Genomic DNA, 16,427 nt, shown 5'->3' on the forward strand with positions numbered 1-16,427 from the left:
TACAACCAGCACGCCCGACCCAAACGCGACTTCGCCGTCAACTCCAAGATCCGGCAACCTGATTACCTACCGAAGGTTGCTTGACGAGGCACTAGGTGCTTCCAGGAGAACATCAGTACCCATGGTCGTCACGCCCGTAGGCGGAATCGGCGGTCATCCATCCGGCGATCACACCCGCGGCCGGTGCCCGACCGATCATCACCTCGGCCAACCGTGGCTTGGTCAAACTGCTCGGGCTCGGCGGTTCTCGGGCACACCGGCGTCCCTCGTTCAACGCCGTTTCGAGAACGGTCTTAGACCGTGTCTTACGTGGTTGTGATTCGTTCACGTTGTGCCGGAATCGACTGTGCTGCATGATGTTCGACTCGTGGTCGATGAGTTGTCGAAACGTCTCGTCCCGGACGAGTTGTGGGCATTGGTCGAGCCGTTGCTCCCGCGGTTCACTGCGCGTCCGCAGGGTGGTGGCACCGCCCCCGTTGATGAGCGTGCGGTGTTCACCGCGGTGGTGTTCGTGCTGACCAGCGGCTGCGCGTGGCGGACTGCCGCCCTCGTTCGGGGTCACGTGCCGACCGCGCATCGCCGGTTCAGTGCGTGGACCGAAGCCGGGCTGTGGCGGCGTCTGCACAACGCTGTCCTGGATGAGCTGGGCGGCGCGGGCTTGATCGACTGGTCGCGAGCGGTGATCGACGCGGCGAGTATGCGGGCGAAAAGGGGGGATCCTTGACCGGCCCCAGCCCGGTCGATCGCGGCAAGCCCGGCTCGAAGATCCACGTGCTGTCCGACCGCGCGGGAATCGTTCTGTCGGTGGCTATCTCGGCTGCCAACACCAACGACGCCGAAGCGCTGCGTCCGCTGGTCAAAGCAATTCCTGCCATCCGATCGCGGCGCGGTCCGCGCCGACGCAAACCCGGCAAGCTGCACGCCGACAAGGCATACGACACCGCCGAACTGCGGCGATGGGTGCGAAACCGCGGAATCGGCGTCCGCATCGCCCGCAACGGCATCGAATCCTCCCAGCGCCTCGGCCGTCACCGGTGGGTGATCGAGCGCACGATTTCCTAGCTGGCCGGCTACCACCGCCTCAACCTCCGCTACGACCGCAAGGCCACCCACTTCCTCGCCTTCCTCACCCTCGCTGCGGCACTGACCTGCTACAAGAAACTCGCCAAATCAGCCACATGAGACATGCTCTTAGTAGCGCGGCGTCGCGGAACGCGCCGACAGCCAGCCCTTGCGCCCGGCTTCCGGATGCGCACTACCTGTTCGTCGGCGTAGCCGAGCAGCGCGACAAGCTCTTTAGGGTGAAAGTCCGCTTGCCAGAATCGGATTCGGCTTTGTCGATGCGCTCGGCGGTGTTCCATTCGTGGAACACCTGAACCGTATGTGTGCCAAACCGCTGCTCACATACCGTCGCCCACTGGTATGCCCACCTCGTGTCTGGCCGGTTCGAGGAGGCCGGCTCAGACCGCGGTGAAACGCACCGGCAGCCGATCGATGCCGTATGTCTGAAGCGATCGGTGGTAGACCACCTCTCTGGTGATCTCGATCCGGAGGTAGCGCCTCACGAGGACGCCGAGGGTCTCCTGGAGCTGCACGCGCGCGAGGTGGATGCCAGAGCAGGTATGGCGCCCGGCTCCGAAGTTCATGTTCGGTGACACCGGTGTCCGGGTTATGTCGAACCGGTCGGGTTGCGGGAAGACTCGCTCGTCGCGGTTAGCGGCGACTACCATCGCGCTCACCCAGCTGCCGGCGGGGAGGTGAACTCCGGCGAGCTCGAGATTCTGAGAGACATAGCACGGGATGCGGGTGAAGCGAGGCCGCAGGCGCATGCACTCTTCCACCGCGCCGGGGATCAGCTCAGGACGGGTGCGCAGGATCTCCCACTGATCGGGGTGCTCCGCGAACAGCGACACCATGCTGTTCATGGTGTGCGCAATATTGTCCACCGCCGCCCACAGCGACACCTTCACCATGTCGACCATCTCGTCGGTCGTGAGCCGGCTGCCTTCCTCCTCCGCTTGGATCAGCCGAGAGATGAAGTCTTCGCCTGGTGCTTTCCGCCGCTGCTCAATCAGTGGGAAGACGAACTCCGTCAACTCCTGAAAAGCAGTTTCGATCTCGTCCCGGTTCGCCGGGTCGCGCCAGAACATCTTGAAGATCGATCGGTTGATGCGCGCGAGCGTCGCCGCCTCTTCGTCGGGGACGTTCAGGAAGCGGCAGAACACCACGCTCGGGTAATGCGCGCTGACCTCGGACGCGAACTCCACCTCGCCGTCGACGACCGACGCGTCCACCATGTTGATGAAGACGGAGCGGGCGGCGTCACGCAGCCGCTCCATCGCTGTGGTGCTGAACGCCGGCATTATCAGCTTGCGCAGCCGATGGTGATTCGCACCCTCCTGGTTGCCCAGTTGGTGGGTCATATGGTCGTACGCCAAGCCCGAAGGCAGCCCGAGCATCGCCATCTGCTTCTCAAAGTTCTGCGTAACGCGCTCGTCGCGGAACATCTCGACGCTCTCCGGGAATCCCAGGATCTCGACTCCGAAAGGAGTCCTCACCGCCCGGTACTTCCGCCGCAGCTCGCGGGTACCTCGTTCCGGGTCGCTGAGGAATTCCGGACTCATCACGTCCAAGAACGGGAGGTCTTCTATCGCGCTGGCTTCGGGCATAACAAACCCCTATGATCACACACTACTTGGCGGCCCCAAGCTGGGCGCCGCGCGAGTGTAGCATGGTATCGAGCGAATAGTGCATACCCCATTTCCGATCGTGTGAATATACGTATGCATCATATGGCGACTAATACGTAGCCGACACGTATTAAGTTATAGTTTTCTGCTTTCCTTGCATGCTTCGTGATAGCGGGCAAGATTGCGATTCACACTCTTTACTGGGAGGGTGTTTTGTGAATCCGAGAGGTCGGCCGCATGGTCCGTTGACGACAGTCCCCGGAAGGAACGGACCTCATCGGGCGAACGCGGCCACGACGCGACAGGAACGCCGCGGAGCCGAGCTCGTGCGCTGCGGGCGCGGCGGGCGGCATGCGAGATCGCCTCGGCTGCAGGGATATTTGGTGTTCACCGCGTCGCTGGCCACGAAATATGGTTCGGAACTCGACTATCGCGGTGCGGTCGCCACCGCACCCGCTTCGAATATCGTCGACGCGTCCACGTTGGTCGGCCCGTCGACACCTACGATCCAGTCGTCGCGCCTGACCGCCACCGCGACGTACGTGATGAACGGGTTGAAGGCGGCACGCCCGGACTTCGACCTGGACAGCTACCTCACCTCCGTCGGCAAGAAATTGGTCGACGCGGCCCAGACGCTGTGCTTCACACCCCTAGCCCAGCGCGCCGAGGGCATCACCCTGAGTCAGCTATTCTCCCGCCCACTTTTGGATGGCGACTTCGCCGCGACCGCACGTCCGATCATGGATGTGCCGATGACCGGATACGACCGCCCGCTGTTCATGGGCCAGAGGCACCAATGACACCGATGTGCCCGCGCCGTTGACCGCGAAGCTGGTCGCCGACCCGCAGGCCAACGGCGTCCGGCCCGAGTTCCACATCTATCCCGGCCTGGATCACAACGCGACCGTCGCGGGTTCGCTACCGGACAGCGTGCCGTTCGTCGCCCGACTGTTCAGCTGAACCTGAGCCTGCAGGCATTCTCCAGCAATCGAAATGGCGGTGGACATCTCCAGCTCAGTGCGGTGTAGCCGAGGGCGACTGCGAAGATATGCGGACCAGCTGCCGTGGCCAGTGGATGTTTGTTGTGCCGCAAGGTGGTGGCGCGACAGTCCGTCGAGCGCCACACCGCGCGCTCGACCCGCGGCCACGGCACGCTGTTCGGTTGAGCTGGATCCACTGGCGCAGTCAGCGCAGCTGTTGCGCGAGATCACCGTGGCGGGCAAATTCGGTGAGTACTCGTTGGCCGGTGGTGCTTGGGCATGAGCCGGTTTGTTAGCGTTGCGTGACAACGCCTTTCGGTGATATCTGACGCGGCGACGAGCCAGTCGATCCCTAAGCTCGGCGAGAGGATCTTGCTCGTGATGCCGAGATGGACGGCGACGTCCGGGACACTGCGGCCAACAGCGGCAGAGGCGGTGTCGTAGTGCAATTCGCCGTCGTAGTCGTCTTGGATGATGAGTACACCCGCACGCCTGGCGAAACGAGTTGTACGCGACGTGACGCCTGCAGGCGGGCACCGATTGGAAGTTGTCGTGCTGGGGTATAAGGCACGGCCTTGATACTGTCCGGCAGGCGGTCTACACGCAGACCGTCGGCATCGCTCGGCACCGGGACCACCCAGACACCAGCGGTGAGGAATGCGCCTGCCGCGCGCTCAGAGCCGGGAACTTCCATGGTGATGATGTCGCCGGGGGCGCAGCAGTGTATCCGCTAACTCGACACATGAATGAGTCAGGCCAGAGCCAATAGTATCCCGCAACTCCGGAGCTTCGCCGACGGTCAGGTCACGAACTACGACGCCGTCCGCAACAGTCGGCCCCTGCCGCAGAGCTCAAGCGCGGTCGAAGGCACCATGACGAAAATAAGCAATCGCCTTCAGGCGGTAGACGGCACTCTCGACAGCACCGCTGCTCCATTCGAGGGTTAGACTCGACGATCGCGGGAGCGCATCAGCACGCCGCTGGCGCCCGTACCGACGATTCGGAGTGACCCAACCGGTGATCGGCCATTAGGGCGATCTGGGCGGGGTCGCAGATACTGCGCCGCGATGCCACGGGCGCGGAGCCAGCGACGGTGGATGCCGAAGTGGCAGCCTTTGTCCGCCCGTAGTTTGGCGGGTTTCTCGCGACGCGGGCCGCGGGCCGACCGGACTCCCGGGATCGACTCGACCATCGGATGCAGCATCACCGAATCATGAGTGATCGCGGCAGTAACACCGCTGATGAGCGGTATCCCGTTCGCATCCGATACGATGTGGAGATTGGAGCCATCTTTCCGCGATCGACCGGGCAGCGATCCCCTTTCTTCGCCCGCACGCTCGCCGCGTCCAGGATCGCCGCCGCGCTCCAGTCGGTGTCACAGGTGGTGCCGAGCCGGCCGAGGATCTGTGGACGCAGCGCGTCGACCTCGGCATCAGCCCAGACCATGAACCGGCGATGGCGGTGGGAACGCTGACCCCGAACGATGGCGGCAGATGCCACCATGCGCAACCGCTGGTCAACACGAACACCACAGCAGTGAACGCCGCACGCTCATCCACCGGAGCGGTTCCGCCGCCCTGCGGCCTGGACGTGAACTCGGGGAGCAGTGGTTAGCTATGTACCACAACGCATCCGGAACCAGCCGTTGAGTAGTCCCGTCCACCGCGGGCTACATTATGTCAGACAACGGATCACACCCACGTAAGAGGTCCTCGAAAAGTCGGACTTCCGGGCCGGGCGGTGAATAGCCCGACGGCAACGGTGGCGACATTGGCAACGGTCCGCTGGCTGCGGTCACCACACCCGTCGTTTTCGTCGCCGATTGCTTCCGGGCGCCGGTCGCAGTGGGCCTGTCACTGACGCTATCAGTCGCTACAGCAACTGCTCCGATAGGCTGCTCACTCGACACACGCGTGCAGTCGGCCAGCGGTCAGTCGCCGTCGCGGAATTGTGTATCCGGAAGCAGTGGGAATTTCTCGTAGTCGATGGGTTCGTAGTCGAGGGAGTAGTCGAGGGGCTTCGGGCCGTGCTCCCAGCGCGTTATCTCGGCGTCCCAGCTCCCGTATGCCGGGTCGTCGGGATCGATGGCGACCACGCCGTCGATCATACTTCCGTCGGGTTCTCGTGTGAAGTAGCGCAAAAGTATCCGCCCGTCGTGCAGCCGCCGGGCCAGGGGATGTTCCTCACTCATGCGATGCCCAACGTCGATCCCAAAGCGTCATAATAGCCGGCCATATGGCGGGCGGCGTCAACAGAAGACATGAAAGCCGGTTTCGCGGTGCTGCCAAACCCTGGTGATTGGATGTGGTGGAACCAGGGGAAGCCTTCGGCAAACAGTTCTTCCTGCCCACGGCCCTCCGCAGCGAAATGCGCGGCAATTTCGGGATCCCTCTTTTTTATGAGACGGAGAACCTCGCGGTGGACTTCGGTGAATGCCGGTGAAAGGCTCGGCCAGCCGAGAGCGTGATCCAGAGCGTGGCCTAATTCGTGCCGCGATATCGTGGAGTACATGCCTGGACTACCACCGACAAGCATGGATTTAAACTGCGTATTATACGCGCCTAAAGCGTCGTCCCCCGGCTTGCTCTCTCCGGCGAACCCTTTTTCAGGTGAAAAGAATGGATGACCGAGTTCCAGCACACTGCCATGTCCGAGCCAGATCCCGGCATGGGGCGTCTCACCTTCTCTCATATGAGCTGCTACAATTTGGTGCCATCCCTCTGGCACACCAGCCAGCAAACGGGCGTGGGTGCGGGCCGAGTCGGAGCGATCGGTGTGGTAAAGATCCCCGTAAATATTTCTCAAGAATGTGTCTGGCGAATCCCACGTCAGATGAGCTTCCGGCCCTCGTTCAGAGAAAGGCTCGGCTAAGGCGCTGAGGGCGCGGGCGCCCGCCTCGTCGGAGACACCTAACCGTGACAAGTAAGCTCGCAACCCGTCGGCGGCATCGTTCAGCGGAGCTGACTGCGCTTCCGCATACTTCCTGAAGACGCGAACCATTCCGCCGAGAAGCTTCCCCATAGCCTCCCCCCACTTTGCGTCCATCGTGCAACTCGGTCAGTTCATGCCTCGGCCTGAACGCATAACAAACTTCCCTCTATCGAATTCGAGCGAATCGCATCTGCGCGAGTGCGGTTGTTCTGTCGACCCCCCGAAATGTGAAGGGGCCCTGACCGGAGACACCGAAGCGCCTCGGGCGTGAGAATATCCCGCGGCGTCGGGGCAGCTGTCGGCGGCTACGGCGGCCGGGCCGTGGTGGGTCGCGTTGGATTGCGACGCCCCTTGGATAGCTGCGAGCGGAGATAATTCTCACGCCTGCAGTTGGCCCGCGCATACCTGCCTTGAATAGATCCTCATCGATGGCAGTCATGGGTAGTCCTTGCATTTGCTTCGACGCCTTTTACTCGGCAACGACTTTGCAAGCGTCAGGCGTATCGGGTGTGCGACTTGATACTCGCTGGAACATAAAGCCGAGACCTTAGTGCTGCACGACAAACCTAGCAATCGGCGGGCGTGTAATCTGTTGGCGGGTAGGGTCAGCTTTGACATCGCTTTCGCGGGCGTATTTGCATCCGGCCGACGAAATATCTTCATTGTAAAGCTGAGTTAATTGTCAGGTACTAATTTGCACTCACCTACGGTGGTTGGCGTCCTTGTCCACCGGCCGACGTTGTTGCCGGAAAGCGGGATCTCCCGAGCCTGGTCGCCATCCGGAACCCGTAGGCAAGCAACATTCTACGTTCGGCAGGGCAGGTGCCGCATCGGCAGCAACACGACGACGACGTACGCAGGCTAGGAGCCCAACCGGACGGTGAGTGATTCAGCGGGGAGGTCAGATATCGATGGGACTGCTGCACGGATAGGTGACAACTGATTCGGCTTGCTTCCAGGCGAGCAGAATGGATGCCGCTGTGGCCAAGCCCTACTCCCGCGAGTTCCGTGACCATGTCGTCCGGGTGGCTCGCAATCGTGATGCCAAGTTGAGGCGAACGCGCACGATGGTCTCGAATGCGCGGTTGAGTTGGCGGTCACCACCGCGATTGAGCCTGTGGCGCAGGGTGTTTTGCGACGATGCAGGTTCGACCCCACGAAGGGATCACCACCCGGAACCACGACCACGCCAGCCACGCGCAGAACAACCGCATCCGCCGCCCGGCAACTTCCGGGCCTTAGACCCGGGAGCACACCTTGAGTTTTCCCGCCAGCAATGGCATCGGTGCTGCAGCTGCGTTCCACGGCCGTGAAGAATTCGTCTGGTGCGGATTTCATCGAGCGGGTGCTTGGCGGCGTCGAGGGTGGTGGCTCTGCCGGAGGCGGTGAGCAGGTCTTGGACCCGAGCGTTGGTGGGGGCTTGACCGCGATACAGCTCGGGCAGGGTCGCTTGGACGTAGAGCCAGCAGCATGGGTACATGTGTCCGGTCGCGGAGACGAAGATTGCGTGGGAGTCCAGGGCCGGGCAATGGATGGTGCGGGTGTCGAAGAATCGCTCGAATTATTCGGCGCGGGCTTCGATGCTGCGCGCTCAAAGCACGACCTCGTTGACGAGCCGTTCATCGGCCGGTGGCCGCACTTCCTCCACGACCGCGCCGGTGCGGTCGTAGATCGGCGCGGCGTCGATGCCGTCACCGGGGCGTAGTGCGGGTGCAGGTTCATACAGCGGCCGCGAAGCGGGCGGTCTTCTGGCACGGGTGCGGTGGCGGTGTCGATCTCGTGGTCGTTGTGGGCGAAGGGCGATGTAGTCGCGCTGGGCGTGGCCGCTGGCGTCGATGAACGCGGCGGCGTTGGCCAGATCTTTGTCGATGTCGACCTTGCGCCGGTACACGCCGTTGGTGGCCAGGCCGTCGATGGCGAAGATCGTTATGATGCACGGGATTTCGGCCAGCCGTGCCTACCAGGTAGGGGTACGCAGGCCGCCGTTGGAGTAGATGCGGATGCCGGTGGCTGGGTTGGTGGCGTGGATGTGGTGCCAAGGCCGCCGCGGACGGAGCGCTGCATCCGCGGCAGCGCACCATGCGGCCGTATCTCGGGCGGGTCGGCGTATACGAGTGCAAACGACTGTGCGGAATGGGCAAATTCGATGCAGAGCGGTTGATGTGGTTTCCCGCGCGCCTCTCGAGCGAACGGATGAAGGCCATGGTGCTGGACGAGTTTGCCCGACGCGACATCTGGGCCGGTCATCCCGAAATGTGGTACAGCAACCTGGCGAGTCGTAAACATCGGCAGCGCGTCCATCTTCGTCATCCTCCACGAGATGATGGCAGGGGTCTGGTCAAGGCAGGCGATACGCTGCTGCGCATGGTCCCGGAGTCTAGCCGTTTCACGACCTCGTTCACGCATTTCAGGGCGGTATCGGCAGCGGAACTCGGGTGACTGAACCGCCATAGATCTGGGGCCGCTGGACCCTATGTGTCGTGGAAGGCGGGGGCCCGGCTACGTCATCGCGCGAGAGTGTCACCGGTCCGACCGCGCCGGCGTCCGCCGCACAGCGCCAGCGTTCAGAGAAAGCCGCGAGTAAGGCGGTTTCCGTTCACGGTCCGACCCAACCCGCTCGGCTTAGACCGTGTCTTACGTGGTTGTGATTCGTTCACGTTGTGCCGGAATCGACTGTGCTGCATGATGTTCGACTCGTGGTCGATGAGTTGTCGAAACGTCTCGTCCCGGACGAGTTGTGGGCATTGGTCGAGCCGTTGCTCCCGCGGTTCACTGCGCGTCCGCAGGGTGGTGGCACCGCCCCCGTTGATGAGCGTGCGGTGTTCACCGCGGTGGTGTTCGTGCTGACCAGCGGCTGCGCGTGGCGGACTGCCGCCCTCGTTCGGGGTCACGTGCCGACCGCGCATCGCCGGTTCAGTGCGTGGACCGAAGCCGGGCTGTGGCGGCGTCTGCACAACGCTGTCCTGGATGAGCTGGGCGGCGCGGGCTTGATCGACTGGTCGCGAGCGGTGATCGACGCGGCGAGTATGCGGGCGAAAAGGGGGGATCCTTGACCGGCCCCAGCCCGGTCGATCGCGGCAAGCCCGGCTCGAAGATCCACGTGCTGTCCGACCGCGCGGGAATCGTTCTGTCGGTGGCTATCTCGGCTGCCAACACCAACGACGCCGAAGCGCTGCGTCCGCTGGTCAAAGCAATTCCTGCCATCCGATCGCGGCGCGGTCCGCGCCGACGCAAACCCGGCAAGCTGCACGCCGACAAGGCATACGACACCGCCGAACTGCGGCGATGGGTGCGAAACCGCGGAATCGGCGTCCGCATCGCCCGCAACGGCATCGAATCCTCCCAGCGCCTCGGCCGTCACCGGTGGGTGATCGAGCGCACGATTTCCTAGCTGGCCGGCTACCACCGCCTCAACCTCCGCTACGACCGCAAGGCCACCCACTTCCTCGCCTTCCTCACCCTCGCTGCGGCACTGACCTGCTACAAGAAACTCGCCAAATCAGCCACATGAGACATGCTCTTAGCGCGGCTTCTCGCGCCAGCAGTTCGTATGCATCCAACATGACTCCTGCTCGCGCGGCCCGGGCCCCTCTGGGTGGCTTACGTATGTATCTTTACCACAGTGACGGATGTCTGGACTTGTTGCTTTCTCGCACAATATGGACAGGTAAGAAGATGGGTCGAAGAAGTGCGGGAGATTGCTGAGCGGTTGTCCGCTCGATCAGGGCTCAAGGGTAACCGTCAACTGATGCAGAAATGGCTTCTCGGGAGCCCGTTTCTCTGTAACATCTTTAGATTTTCTGGAGAACTGAAGAATGTGGATATCCCGCAAGATGCTTCAGGATGAGGCCTGCATCTTCTGCAGCTGAGTGGATCGAGGAAGGTCACGGTCACCCGCGATACTGACAGATTGACCGAATGCAGCCTATCGGAGTCTGGTGTATTTTCTGTGAGCCATTGCGAACAGGTTGTGAATAGAGTGTTAGATGTTGGCCGATTGGACGCGCACACGGTAGGTCAGAAACTGTCGGCAATCGTCGATAGGGACCCGGAGGCACCCGCGCTGCTACTTCACGGCGACGAGATCGCCTACCGCGTACTGGATCGAAGGTCGTCCCAGCTGGCCAGGGTGCTCATCGATCGCGGAGTAGGACCTGGCGACATCGTGGCGGTGATGCTGCCACGCTCAGTGGATCAAGTGGTCGCGGCATGGTCGGTGCAAAAGGCTGGCGCGGCATGCCTGTTCGCGGGTGACCTCAACCATGATGCACTGGCGGCCGCAGGTGCCACATTCGGAATCGCCTCCGAACCGGTGGCCGACAGCCAGATCCGCTGGCTGGCACTCGGCAACGCTCAGATTGAGCGGAGTCTCGTGGCAGCTTCGGAGCGGCCTGTGTTCTATGCGGACAGAGTCCGTAAGCTCAAGGTAGAACACCCGGCTTTTGTCATCCCCACAAAGGGTGGGACCGCCTTTCTCTCTCAGCGCGAGGCATTGGCCTTGGCCGAGTACTTGCGCGTAGAGTATGCGGTCGATCACGAGTCGACCACATACACTTCCTACTCCTCGGGCCGCGCAGCTGTGTTCGAGTTTCTTGCATCGACCACCGCCGGAGCCGTCTCGGTCCTGCCGAGCAGCAAGCTCGGCACCGACCTCGTCATGGGTCAAGTCACCCACTGGTTCATCGCACCAAGTGGAGCAACCGACCCCCCTGACGAAAACATGGTTATCGTGATAGTCGAAGAGAACTTGTGAACTACTACGACAGTCGTAGTTCGTTATTTTGGTGACGGGTTCGTTGGTGGCGGGTTAGCCTCGATCTTTCGCCGGGTGGTCGGCATGGCGTGATCGGGTTCGGATTGGTCTGCGGTCACTGATCAGTGACCGGTGGGCAACACAAGCTAGCCCGGTCAGCGGGTTGGCGGCCAGGTTCCACGGGCCTGGATTGAAGTCCTTTCAGTGGTTGAAGGTGCGGTTTGTGCTGGTCATCCCGGTTGCAGGCGGGCCAGCGCGGTGAGCAGCAGAGGGGTGCCGCGGTGATGTCGTGATAGGCGCAGGTTGACTTGTCGGGCGTGGCGTGCGATCCGGGCGGGGATTGAGAATATCTGCAGGCGTAGTGTTTTCGGTTCCCATCGGCGGGCCGGGTGGTGGTGCAGGGCGAGGGTTTGCAGCCATGCGGTGAGGTCCAGGGCGAGTGCGACGATGGCGATCCAGATCTGATTGGTGTCGAACGCCTTGAACGGCAGGTTCCGTAGCCCGGTTGCTTTCGCGGCGCGGATGCGGTCTTCGCTGCGGGCGCGGCGGCGGTGACGTAGTTCCAGGTCGGGGATCTGACCGGTGCGGGTGTTGGTGACGAACGCGGTCAGCCGCAGGCCGTCGATGTCGGTGAACCGCAGTTGCGCGCCGGGATGCGGGCGTTCTTTGCGCACGATGAGCCGCATGTCGTCGGGCCAGCCGGTCAGGTCGAGCATGCCGGTGACCTCGGCGACCCAAGCGTCTTCACGGACCTCGCCGTGGGCGTCGTAGGCGGGAGTCCACACGTGTTTCGGTAGGTTGCCGACCGCCTCGACGATGGTGTCGGTGAGCGTGAACCCCAGCGAGTACTGCACCCGGCGGGCCGTGCAGTAGCCCACGAAGTCGTGGGTTCCGCCACCGGAATCGGTGCGCACCAGCACTTTCCAGCCCACGCGGTAGCCGGGCTGCCACCGCAGCTTGCGCCAGTGCGGCGGCGAGGACCCGTTTGTGGTCTGCGGCGGTGTTGGCGCCGGCGTTGCCCGGCCGCAGCAGCTCGGCCAGGGGCTCACCGGTGCCGTCGCCGCCGTGGTCGGCGAAGGCCAGCAGCGGGTGGAAGCCGTATCCCTTCTTGAAGGCCGGTGCCGCGCGTTCCTTCTCCGAATGCGCCTCGACCAGCGTGGCATCCAGATCGATGATCAGCGGCGCTTTCGCGGTGATCATGTGAAACGGTGCTCGGACTCCGGCCTCCCGCCATGCCCTGGCACGGGCGGTAGCGCGGGCAGACGCTGTGGCGGACAACACTTTCGGTGCATCCTGCGCCAGGACCGCAAGCAGCCGAGACACCGTCGGATCCGACGCCACCGGCCCGTAGACGCCCGGTTCACCGCGCAGCAGCGCCACATCGGCGGCACAGTCACCGCCGACCGCGGCCGTCACCGCCAGATCCAGCAGGATCTTCCCCGGATCGTGCACGGCGAGGGGTTTCCGCCACGGCGCCAGAGCCTGGGGCAACGCCCGATCCAGCCCCACCGTCGAAGCGGTGCGCAGCAGCGCGACCGCACCGGCTTGGGACACCACTCCCGACCCGTCCCCGTCAATTTTCAGCGTCGGGTACCACCACGTAGACTCCCGCACCAGAGGGGTGCTCCTCACACTGCGTATATCGATCTTCAGCAAATCGAACTATCGCAGCTCAGAGCACCCTTCGCCATTTCTCGGCCACTACCAGCTGACCAGACGTGATTGGCCGAGGTTAGTGGAGCGCGGTGTCGGCCGTCAGCGGGAGGCGGCCTGTGTGAGGGGAGCACTGTCGCCAGGAGACGGCGGATTTCGACGACTGAGATTCAACCCAGTCCGAGTGGGCTTTGGGTCGGTGGCGGCGAGCACGGCAAGGGAGATGTGCCGGTGGCAGGCGTCGTATTGCACTTCGATCCCGGTCTCGCCTGGGATGACATGATCCTTGAGTGCGCCCGGTAAAGCTCTCGGGTCACCGATCGTGGTGGACACCGAAGCGTTGCCAGCCGCCGGGTGCGGGATCGCATCGAGCGGACCGGAGGGCAACGACTCGTCAGCGGGCAGGTAGTAGGCGAGGTTCGGTTCGAAAGGCCGTCATCGTCGATCTGTCAACCGCCTATGATCGCTCCTGGCGGTGGTTGCTGTGCCGCCTCAGTGGGTTCCCAACCCGGCGCGGTCAAGACCAGCCAGCGCGTCCGACGGTCGGGCTGATCCGTCATCATCTCATTCCTATCCGATTGGCCAGCACCCTCTGGAACACGCGCCGCGCCCGGACGCAGGCACCTCCGTTCAAAGGCACCTAACGACGGTCGTCCACCGGGCAGTCGGCTCGCCCAGCGCCCGTCCGGCAACAGGCGCTGCGGTGCGACAACACATCGACCACGACCAAACATCATGGGGCGTGAACCGCCCCGGCTTTCCTGCCGGTGTTTTACGAGCCGGTAGTCACTCGGCTCATCGGTCTGTGTCAGCGTAGTGCGCTGCCTCGTACTCGGTCGGTGAGATCATGCCCAGACTCGAATGCAAGCGCCGGTTGTTGTACCACTCGACCCATGCCGCGGTCGCGTACTCGACATCGGCGATCGTCTTCCACGGACCGTCGTGGAACACCGCCGTGCGGATGCATTCGGCCTTGTAGAGGCCGTTTATGGTCTCCATCAGGGCGTTATCGTAGGCGTCGCCGACGCTGCCGATCGATGGGCTGATGCCCTCGATCCGCAGATGCTCGGTGAAGCGGATACTGGTGTATTGAGACCCCGCATCGGAATGGCATGTCAACAGACCTCTTTCGACCGGATTACCTTCATGGCCGCGGCGCCACAGCGCCATCCGTAACGGCACATCGACCAGTTCGACGTCCCGTTTGATCGAGGCATGCCAGCCCACGATCTTCTGGGAGAAGCAGTCCACAATGAACGCGACATACGAAAACGACTGATACGTCCGCACATACGTGAAATCTGTCACCCACTTCCGGTCCGGCGCGACCGCGGTGAAGTCCCGGTCAAGTAGATCAGGTGCTCTGGTGTCAGCCGGGTTGGCGATCGTGGTCCTGGCTCGTTTACCACGCACGACACCGGTCAAGCCGAGCGAGCGTATGGCTCGGTCGACGGCCCCGAACCCGGCGTCGGGGAACAGGGTCCGGCGGATGAGAGCCAGCATCTTGCGCCGGCCATAGAGCCCTTCCGGGGTCAGCACACGCTGCCCGGCGGCGTTGGTGGTGAACGCCAGGGTCCGGATCGCGTCCTGGATCAGGGCGTCGGTCACGGTCCTGGCCGCCGGCCTGTTCCCGGGTCCAGCCGGGGCACACCAGGCCCGCAAGGTTCGTGCCGCGATCTTGAGCCCAGCGGTGTTGAGGGCGATCAAGATCGACTCGACGGCGTGACCAGCAGCGCGCATCTGGTCGGTGAATGCCGCGATCAGCGGTTTCGGGGGTCGAGTTCCCCCGCGAAGAAAATTGTCGCCGATTTCAGGATGTCGTTGACCTCACGCAGCCGCTTGTTCTCCGCCCGCAACCGGCGCAACTCGTCGCGTTCGTCGCTGGTCACACCCGGCACCTGGCCCGCGTCGATCTCTTCCTGCATCACCCAGCGCCGCACCGATTCCCGGGACACGCCGAGGGACTCGGCGACCTGGACATGCACGGCACGCTCGGTCGAGTACTCCGAGCGGTGCTCCCGCACAAGCCTGACGGCCTGGCTCCGAAGCACTGGGTCGATCTTTTTGGGCATGGCCCATATCCTTCCTGCTACCCCATAACGGGGCGGCAGAAAAGCCGGGGCGGTTCATTCCCAAGCGATCGGACAGTACGTGGATTTTCGAGCCGGACTTGCCGCGGTCAACCGGGCTCGGGCCGGTCAGAGATCCCCCCTTTTCGCGCGGACGCTCGCTGCGTCGATCACCGCACGCGACCAGTCGATCAAGCCCTCGCTGCCGAGCTCATCGAGTATCGCGCGATGTAGCCGCCGCCAGAGACCGGCTTCGGTCCACACCGTGAACCGGCGGTGCGCCGTCGGTACCGTCACCCCGAACGACGGCGGCAGCATCCGCCACGCACACCCGCTGGTCAGCACGAATACAACTGCCGTGAACACCGCCCGCTCGTCGGCCGGAGCAGTACCCCCACCCTGCGGTCGTGGCTCGAACTTCGGCAGCAACGGCTCCACCATCGCCCAAAGCTCGTCCGGAACGAGACGTTTCGACAACTTGTCCGACACGGCCGAACATCATGCACCACAACCGATCACAGTCCATCGCTACCCACCGACAACCAGTCACAACGACGTGAGACACGGTCTTAGTGCCGCGACGCGTTTTTTGGACGCTGCGGCGTAGCAGTTGCCGGATGAAGAGTCCGAACCAGCGGCTCTCCTGAACTAAATCTGCGACGCGTAGAACACTAGCAATGCGGGTTGTCCCACATCAACAGCTTGCAGGCAAGGGTCGCCGATCCGCTGGCACTGCCGGTGCTGGGGGTGGTCGCGATCGGTGCGGGATCAAAGGTGGCCGGTTCCGGCGGAATCTGCTGCGCAGCAGCAGTGGCGGTGGTACAGCTCAGTGTGCCCATCGCGGCGCCAACGGCAAGTGTCACGAGCACGCGCCGGATTGCCGGGGTTCCATACAACGATTGTCGATTTCGCATGGCAAAGAGCATAGGGAGATCTGACCATTTCGTCTATTCCAAAATCCGGGATGATTTAGTTCTCGGGCATCACTTACGTACTTTCGCTGGATATACCGATGCGCTTGCTTGCTGCGACTCACACAATCTGGAACCGCAGGAGCGAAAGAAGGACGGGTCGCGGAGACTGGGGAGTGCCGTATGAGTACTGAGGTTGCGCGGAGTCTTCGGCCTGTTGCATCACGCATGACACTTGTAGGTCGCGAATTGAATCAGTCAATCGTCGATCGGTGAAACTCTGTTCGAACTGAGGCGTTCCGGGATTCGGGATAAGGGGAGTCATGAGAGGGAGCCACCTCCGCGGGTTGCTGCTGTCGGCGGTCGTCGCCGGCGCTGCGGCCGCATCGGCAATGGTCTCGGTGCAGGCCCAGGCCGCGCCCGCGGAGTCTTCTATTGTT

Annotated in this window: 10 protein-coding genes and 6 pseudogenes; 6 read left to right on the forward strand and 10 right to left on the reverse strand. The window is 63.1% G+C overall.

Annotated features, from left to right (window positions below; genetic code table 11):
- Window positions 1-379 precede the first annotated feature (379 nt).
- Window positions 380-1,182, forward strand: a pseudogene (locus ACIHAX_RS36990) (IS5 family transposase).
- Window positions 1,183-1,460: 278 nt separating this feature from the next.
- Here the strand turns inward: ACIHAX_RS36990 and ACIHAX_RS36995 are convergent.
- Window positions 1,461-2,669: a cytochrome P450 gene (locus ACIHAX_RS36995; protein WP_364439820.1), complete on the reverse strand. Its 1,209-nt coding sequence runs from the start codon at window positions 2,667-2,669 to the stop codon at window positions 1,461-1,463.
- Window positions 2,670-3,073: 404 nt separating this feature from the next.
- Between ACIHAX_RS36995 and ACIHAX_RS37000 the strand changes: the two genes are divergently transcribed.
- Window positions 3,074-3,490, forward strand: a complete 417-nt coding sequence (locus ACIHAX_RS37000; protein ID WP_397282323.1) for a hypothetical protein — start codon at window positions 3,074-3,076, stop codon at window positions 3,488-3,490.
- Window positions 3,491-3,497: 7 nt separating this feature from the next.
- Complete coding sequence (locus ACIHAX_RS37005; RefSeq protein ID WP_364439826.1) at window positions 3,498-3,650, forward strand: hypothetical protein; 153 nt, start codon at window positions 3,498-3,500, stop codon at window positions 3,648-3,650.
- Between the two features lie 1,068 nt (window positions 3,651-4,718).
- Here ACIHAX_RS37005 and ACIHAX_RS37010 read toward each other — a convergent pair.
- The 5 genes and pseudogenes from ACIHAX_RS37010 to ACIHAX_RS37030 form a co-directional block, all read right to left on the reverse strand.
- A pseudogene (locus ACIHAX_RS37010) lies at window positions 4,719-5,312 on the reverse strand (transposase); the annotation flags it as partial.
- A 288-nt stretch (window positions 5,313-5,600) separates the two neighbouring features.
- Complete coding sequence (locus ACIHAX_RS37015; RefSeq protein ID WP_364439829.1) at window positions 5,601-5,861, reverse strand: hypothetical protein; 261 nt, start codon at window positions 5,859-5,861, stop codon at window positions 5,601-5,603.
- Window positions 5,858-6,691 (reverse strand): hypothetical protein, encoded by an 834-nt coding sequence (locus ACIHAX_RS37020; RefSeq protein ID WP_364439831.1) that lies wholly within the window; start codon window positions 6,689-6,691, stop codon window positions 5,858-5,860. The genes ACIHAX_RS37015 and ACIHAX_RS37020 overlap by 4 nt, the downstream gene beginning before the upstream one ends.
- A gap of 901 nt (window positions 6,692-7,592) precedes the next feature.
- Window positions 7,593-7,748, reverse strand: a pseudogene (locus ACIHAX_RS37025) (IS110 family transposase); the annotation flags it as partial.
- Between the two features lie 444 nt (window positions 7,749-8,192).
- Window positions 8,193-8,492 (reverse strand): hypothetical protein, encoded by a 300-nt coding sequence (locus ACIHAX_RS37030; protein ID WP_397282326.1) that lies wholly within the window; start codon window positions 8,490-8,492, stop codon window positions 8,193-8,195.
- A 242-nt stretch (window positions 8,493-8,734) separates the two neighbouring features.
- Here ACIHAX_RS37030 and ACIHAX_RS37035 point away from each other — a divergent pair, with 242 nt between their 5' ends.
- From ACIHAX_RS37035 to ACIHAX_RS37045, 3 genes and pseudogenes are all read left to right on the forward strand, one after another.
- The gene (locus ACIHAX_RS37035; RefSeq protein ID WP_364439837.1) at window positions 8,735-9,040 is read left to right on the forward strand and encodes a hypothetical protein; all 306 of its coding nucleotides are present in this window, start codon (window positions 8,735-8,737) and stop codon (window positions 9,038-9,040) included.
- 269 nt (window positions 9,041-9,309) lie between these two features.
- Window positions 9,310-10,112, forward strand: a pseudogene (locus ACIHAX_RS37040) (IS5 family transposase).
- Window positions 10,113-10,598: 486 nt separating this feature from the next.
- On the forward strand, window positions 10,599-11,354 hold the full coding sequence (locus tag ACIHAX_RS37045; protein WP_397282328.1) for an AMP-binding protein: 756 nt from the start codon (window positions 10,599-10,601) through the stop codon (window positions 11,352-11,354).
- A 230-nt stretch (window positions 11,355-11,584) separates the two neighbouring features.
- Here ACIHAX_RS37045 and ACIHAX_RS37050 read toward each other — a convergent pair.
- The 4 genes and pseudogenes from ACIHAX_RS37050 to ACIHAX_RS37065 form a co-directional block, all read right to left on the reverse strand.
- Window positions 11,585-12,968 (reverse strand): annotated as a pseudogene (locus ACIHAX_RS37050) (IS1380 family transposase).
- Window positions 12,969-13,802: 834 nt separating this feature from the next.
- Window positions 13,803-15,079, reverse strand: a protein-coding gene (locus ACIHAX_RS37055) for an IS3 family transposase (protein ID WP_364439864.1) whose coding sequence is annotated in 2 segments (ribosomal slippage) — window positions 13,803-14,806 and window positions 14,806-15,079 — 1,278 coding nt in all. Because the reading frame shifts where the segments join, the coding sequence is not laid out codon by codon here.
- 55 nt (window positions 15,080-15,134) lie between these two features.
- Window positions 15,135-15,565, reverse strand: a pseudogene (locus tag ACIHAX_RS37060) (IS5 family transposase); the annotation flags it as partial.
- Between the two features lie 182 nt (window positions 15,566-15,747).
- On the reverse strand, window positions 15,748-15,990 hold the full coding sequence (locus ACIHAX_RS37065; protein WP_364439867.1) for a hypothetical protein: 243 nt from the start codon (window positions 15,988-15,990) through the stop codon (window positions 15,748-15,750).
- Window positions 15,991-16,427: the final 437 nt, after the last annotated feature.

It is taken from the genome of Nocardia sp. NPDC051929, from assembly GCF_044548645.1.
Lineage (GTDB): Bacteria > Actinomycetota > Actinomycetes > Mycobacteriales > Mycobacteriaceae > Nocardia > Nocardia sichangensis.

Excerpts from the sequence above, each read along its gene's own strand:
- ACIHAX_RS37015 (WP_364439829.1), bottom strand. The coding sequence starts at position 5,861 with ATGAGTGAGGAACATCCCCTGGCCCGGCGGCTGCACGACGGGCGGATA.
- ACIHAX_RS37035 (WP_364439837.1), top strand. The coding sequence starts at position 8,735 with ATGGGCAAATTCGATGCAGAGCGGTTGATGTGGTTTCCCGCGCGCCTC.
- ACIHAX_RS37065 (WP_364439867.1), bottom strand. The coding sequence starts at position 15,990 with ATGCGAAATCGACAATCGTTGTATGGAACCCCGGCAATCCGGCGCGTG.
- ACIHAX_RS36995 (WP_364439820.1), bottom strand. The coding sequence starts at position 2,669 with ATGCCCGAAGCCAGCGCGATAGAAGACCTCCCGTTCTTGGACGTGATG.
- ACIHAX_RS37020 (WP_364439831.1), bottom strand. The coding sequence starts at position 6,691 with ATGGGGAAGCTTCTCGGCGGAATGGTTCGCGTCTTCAGGAAGTATGCG.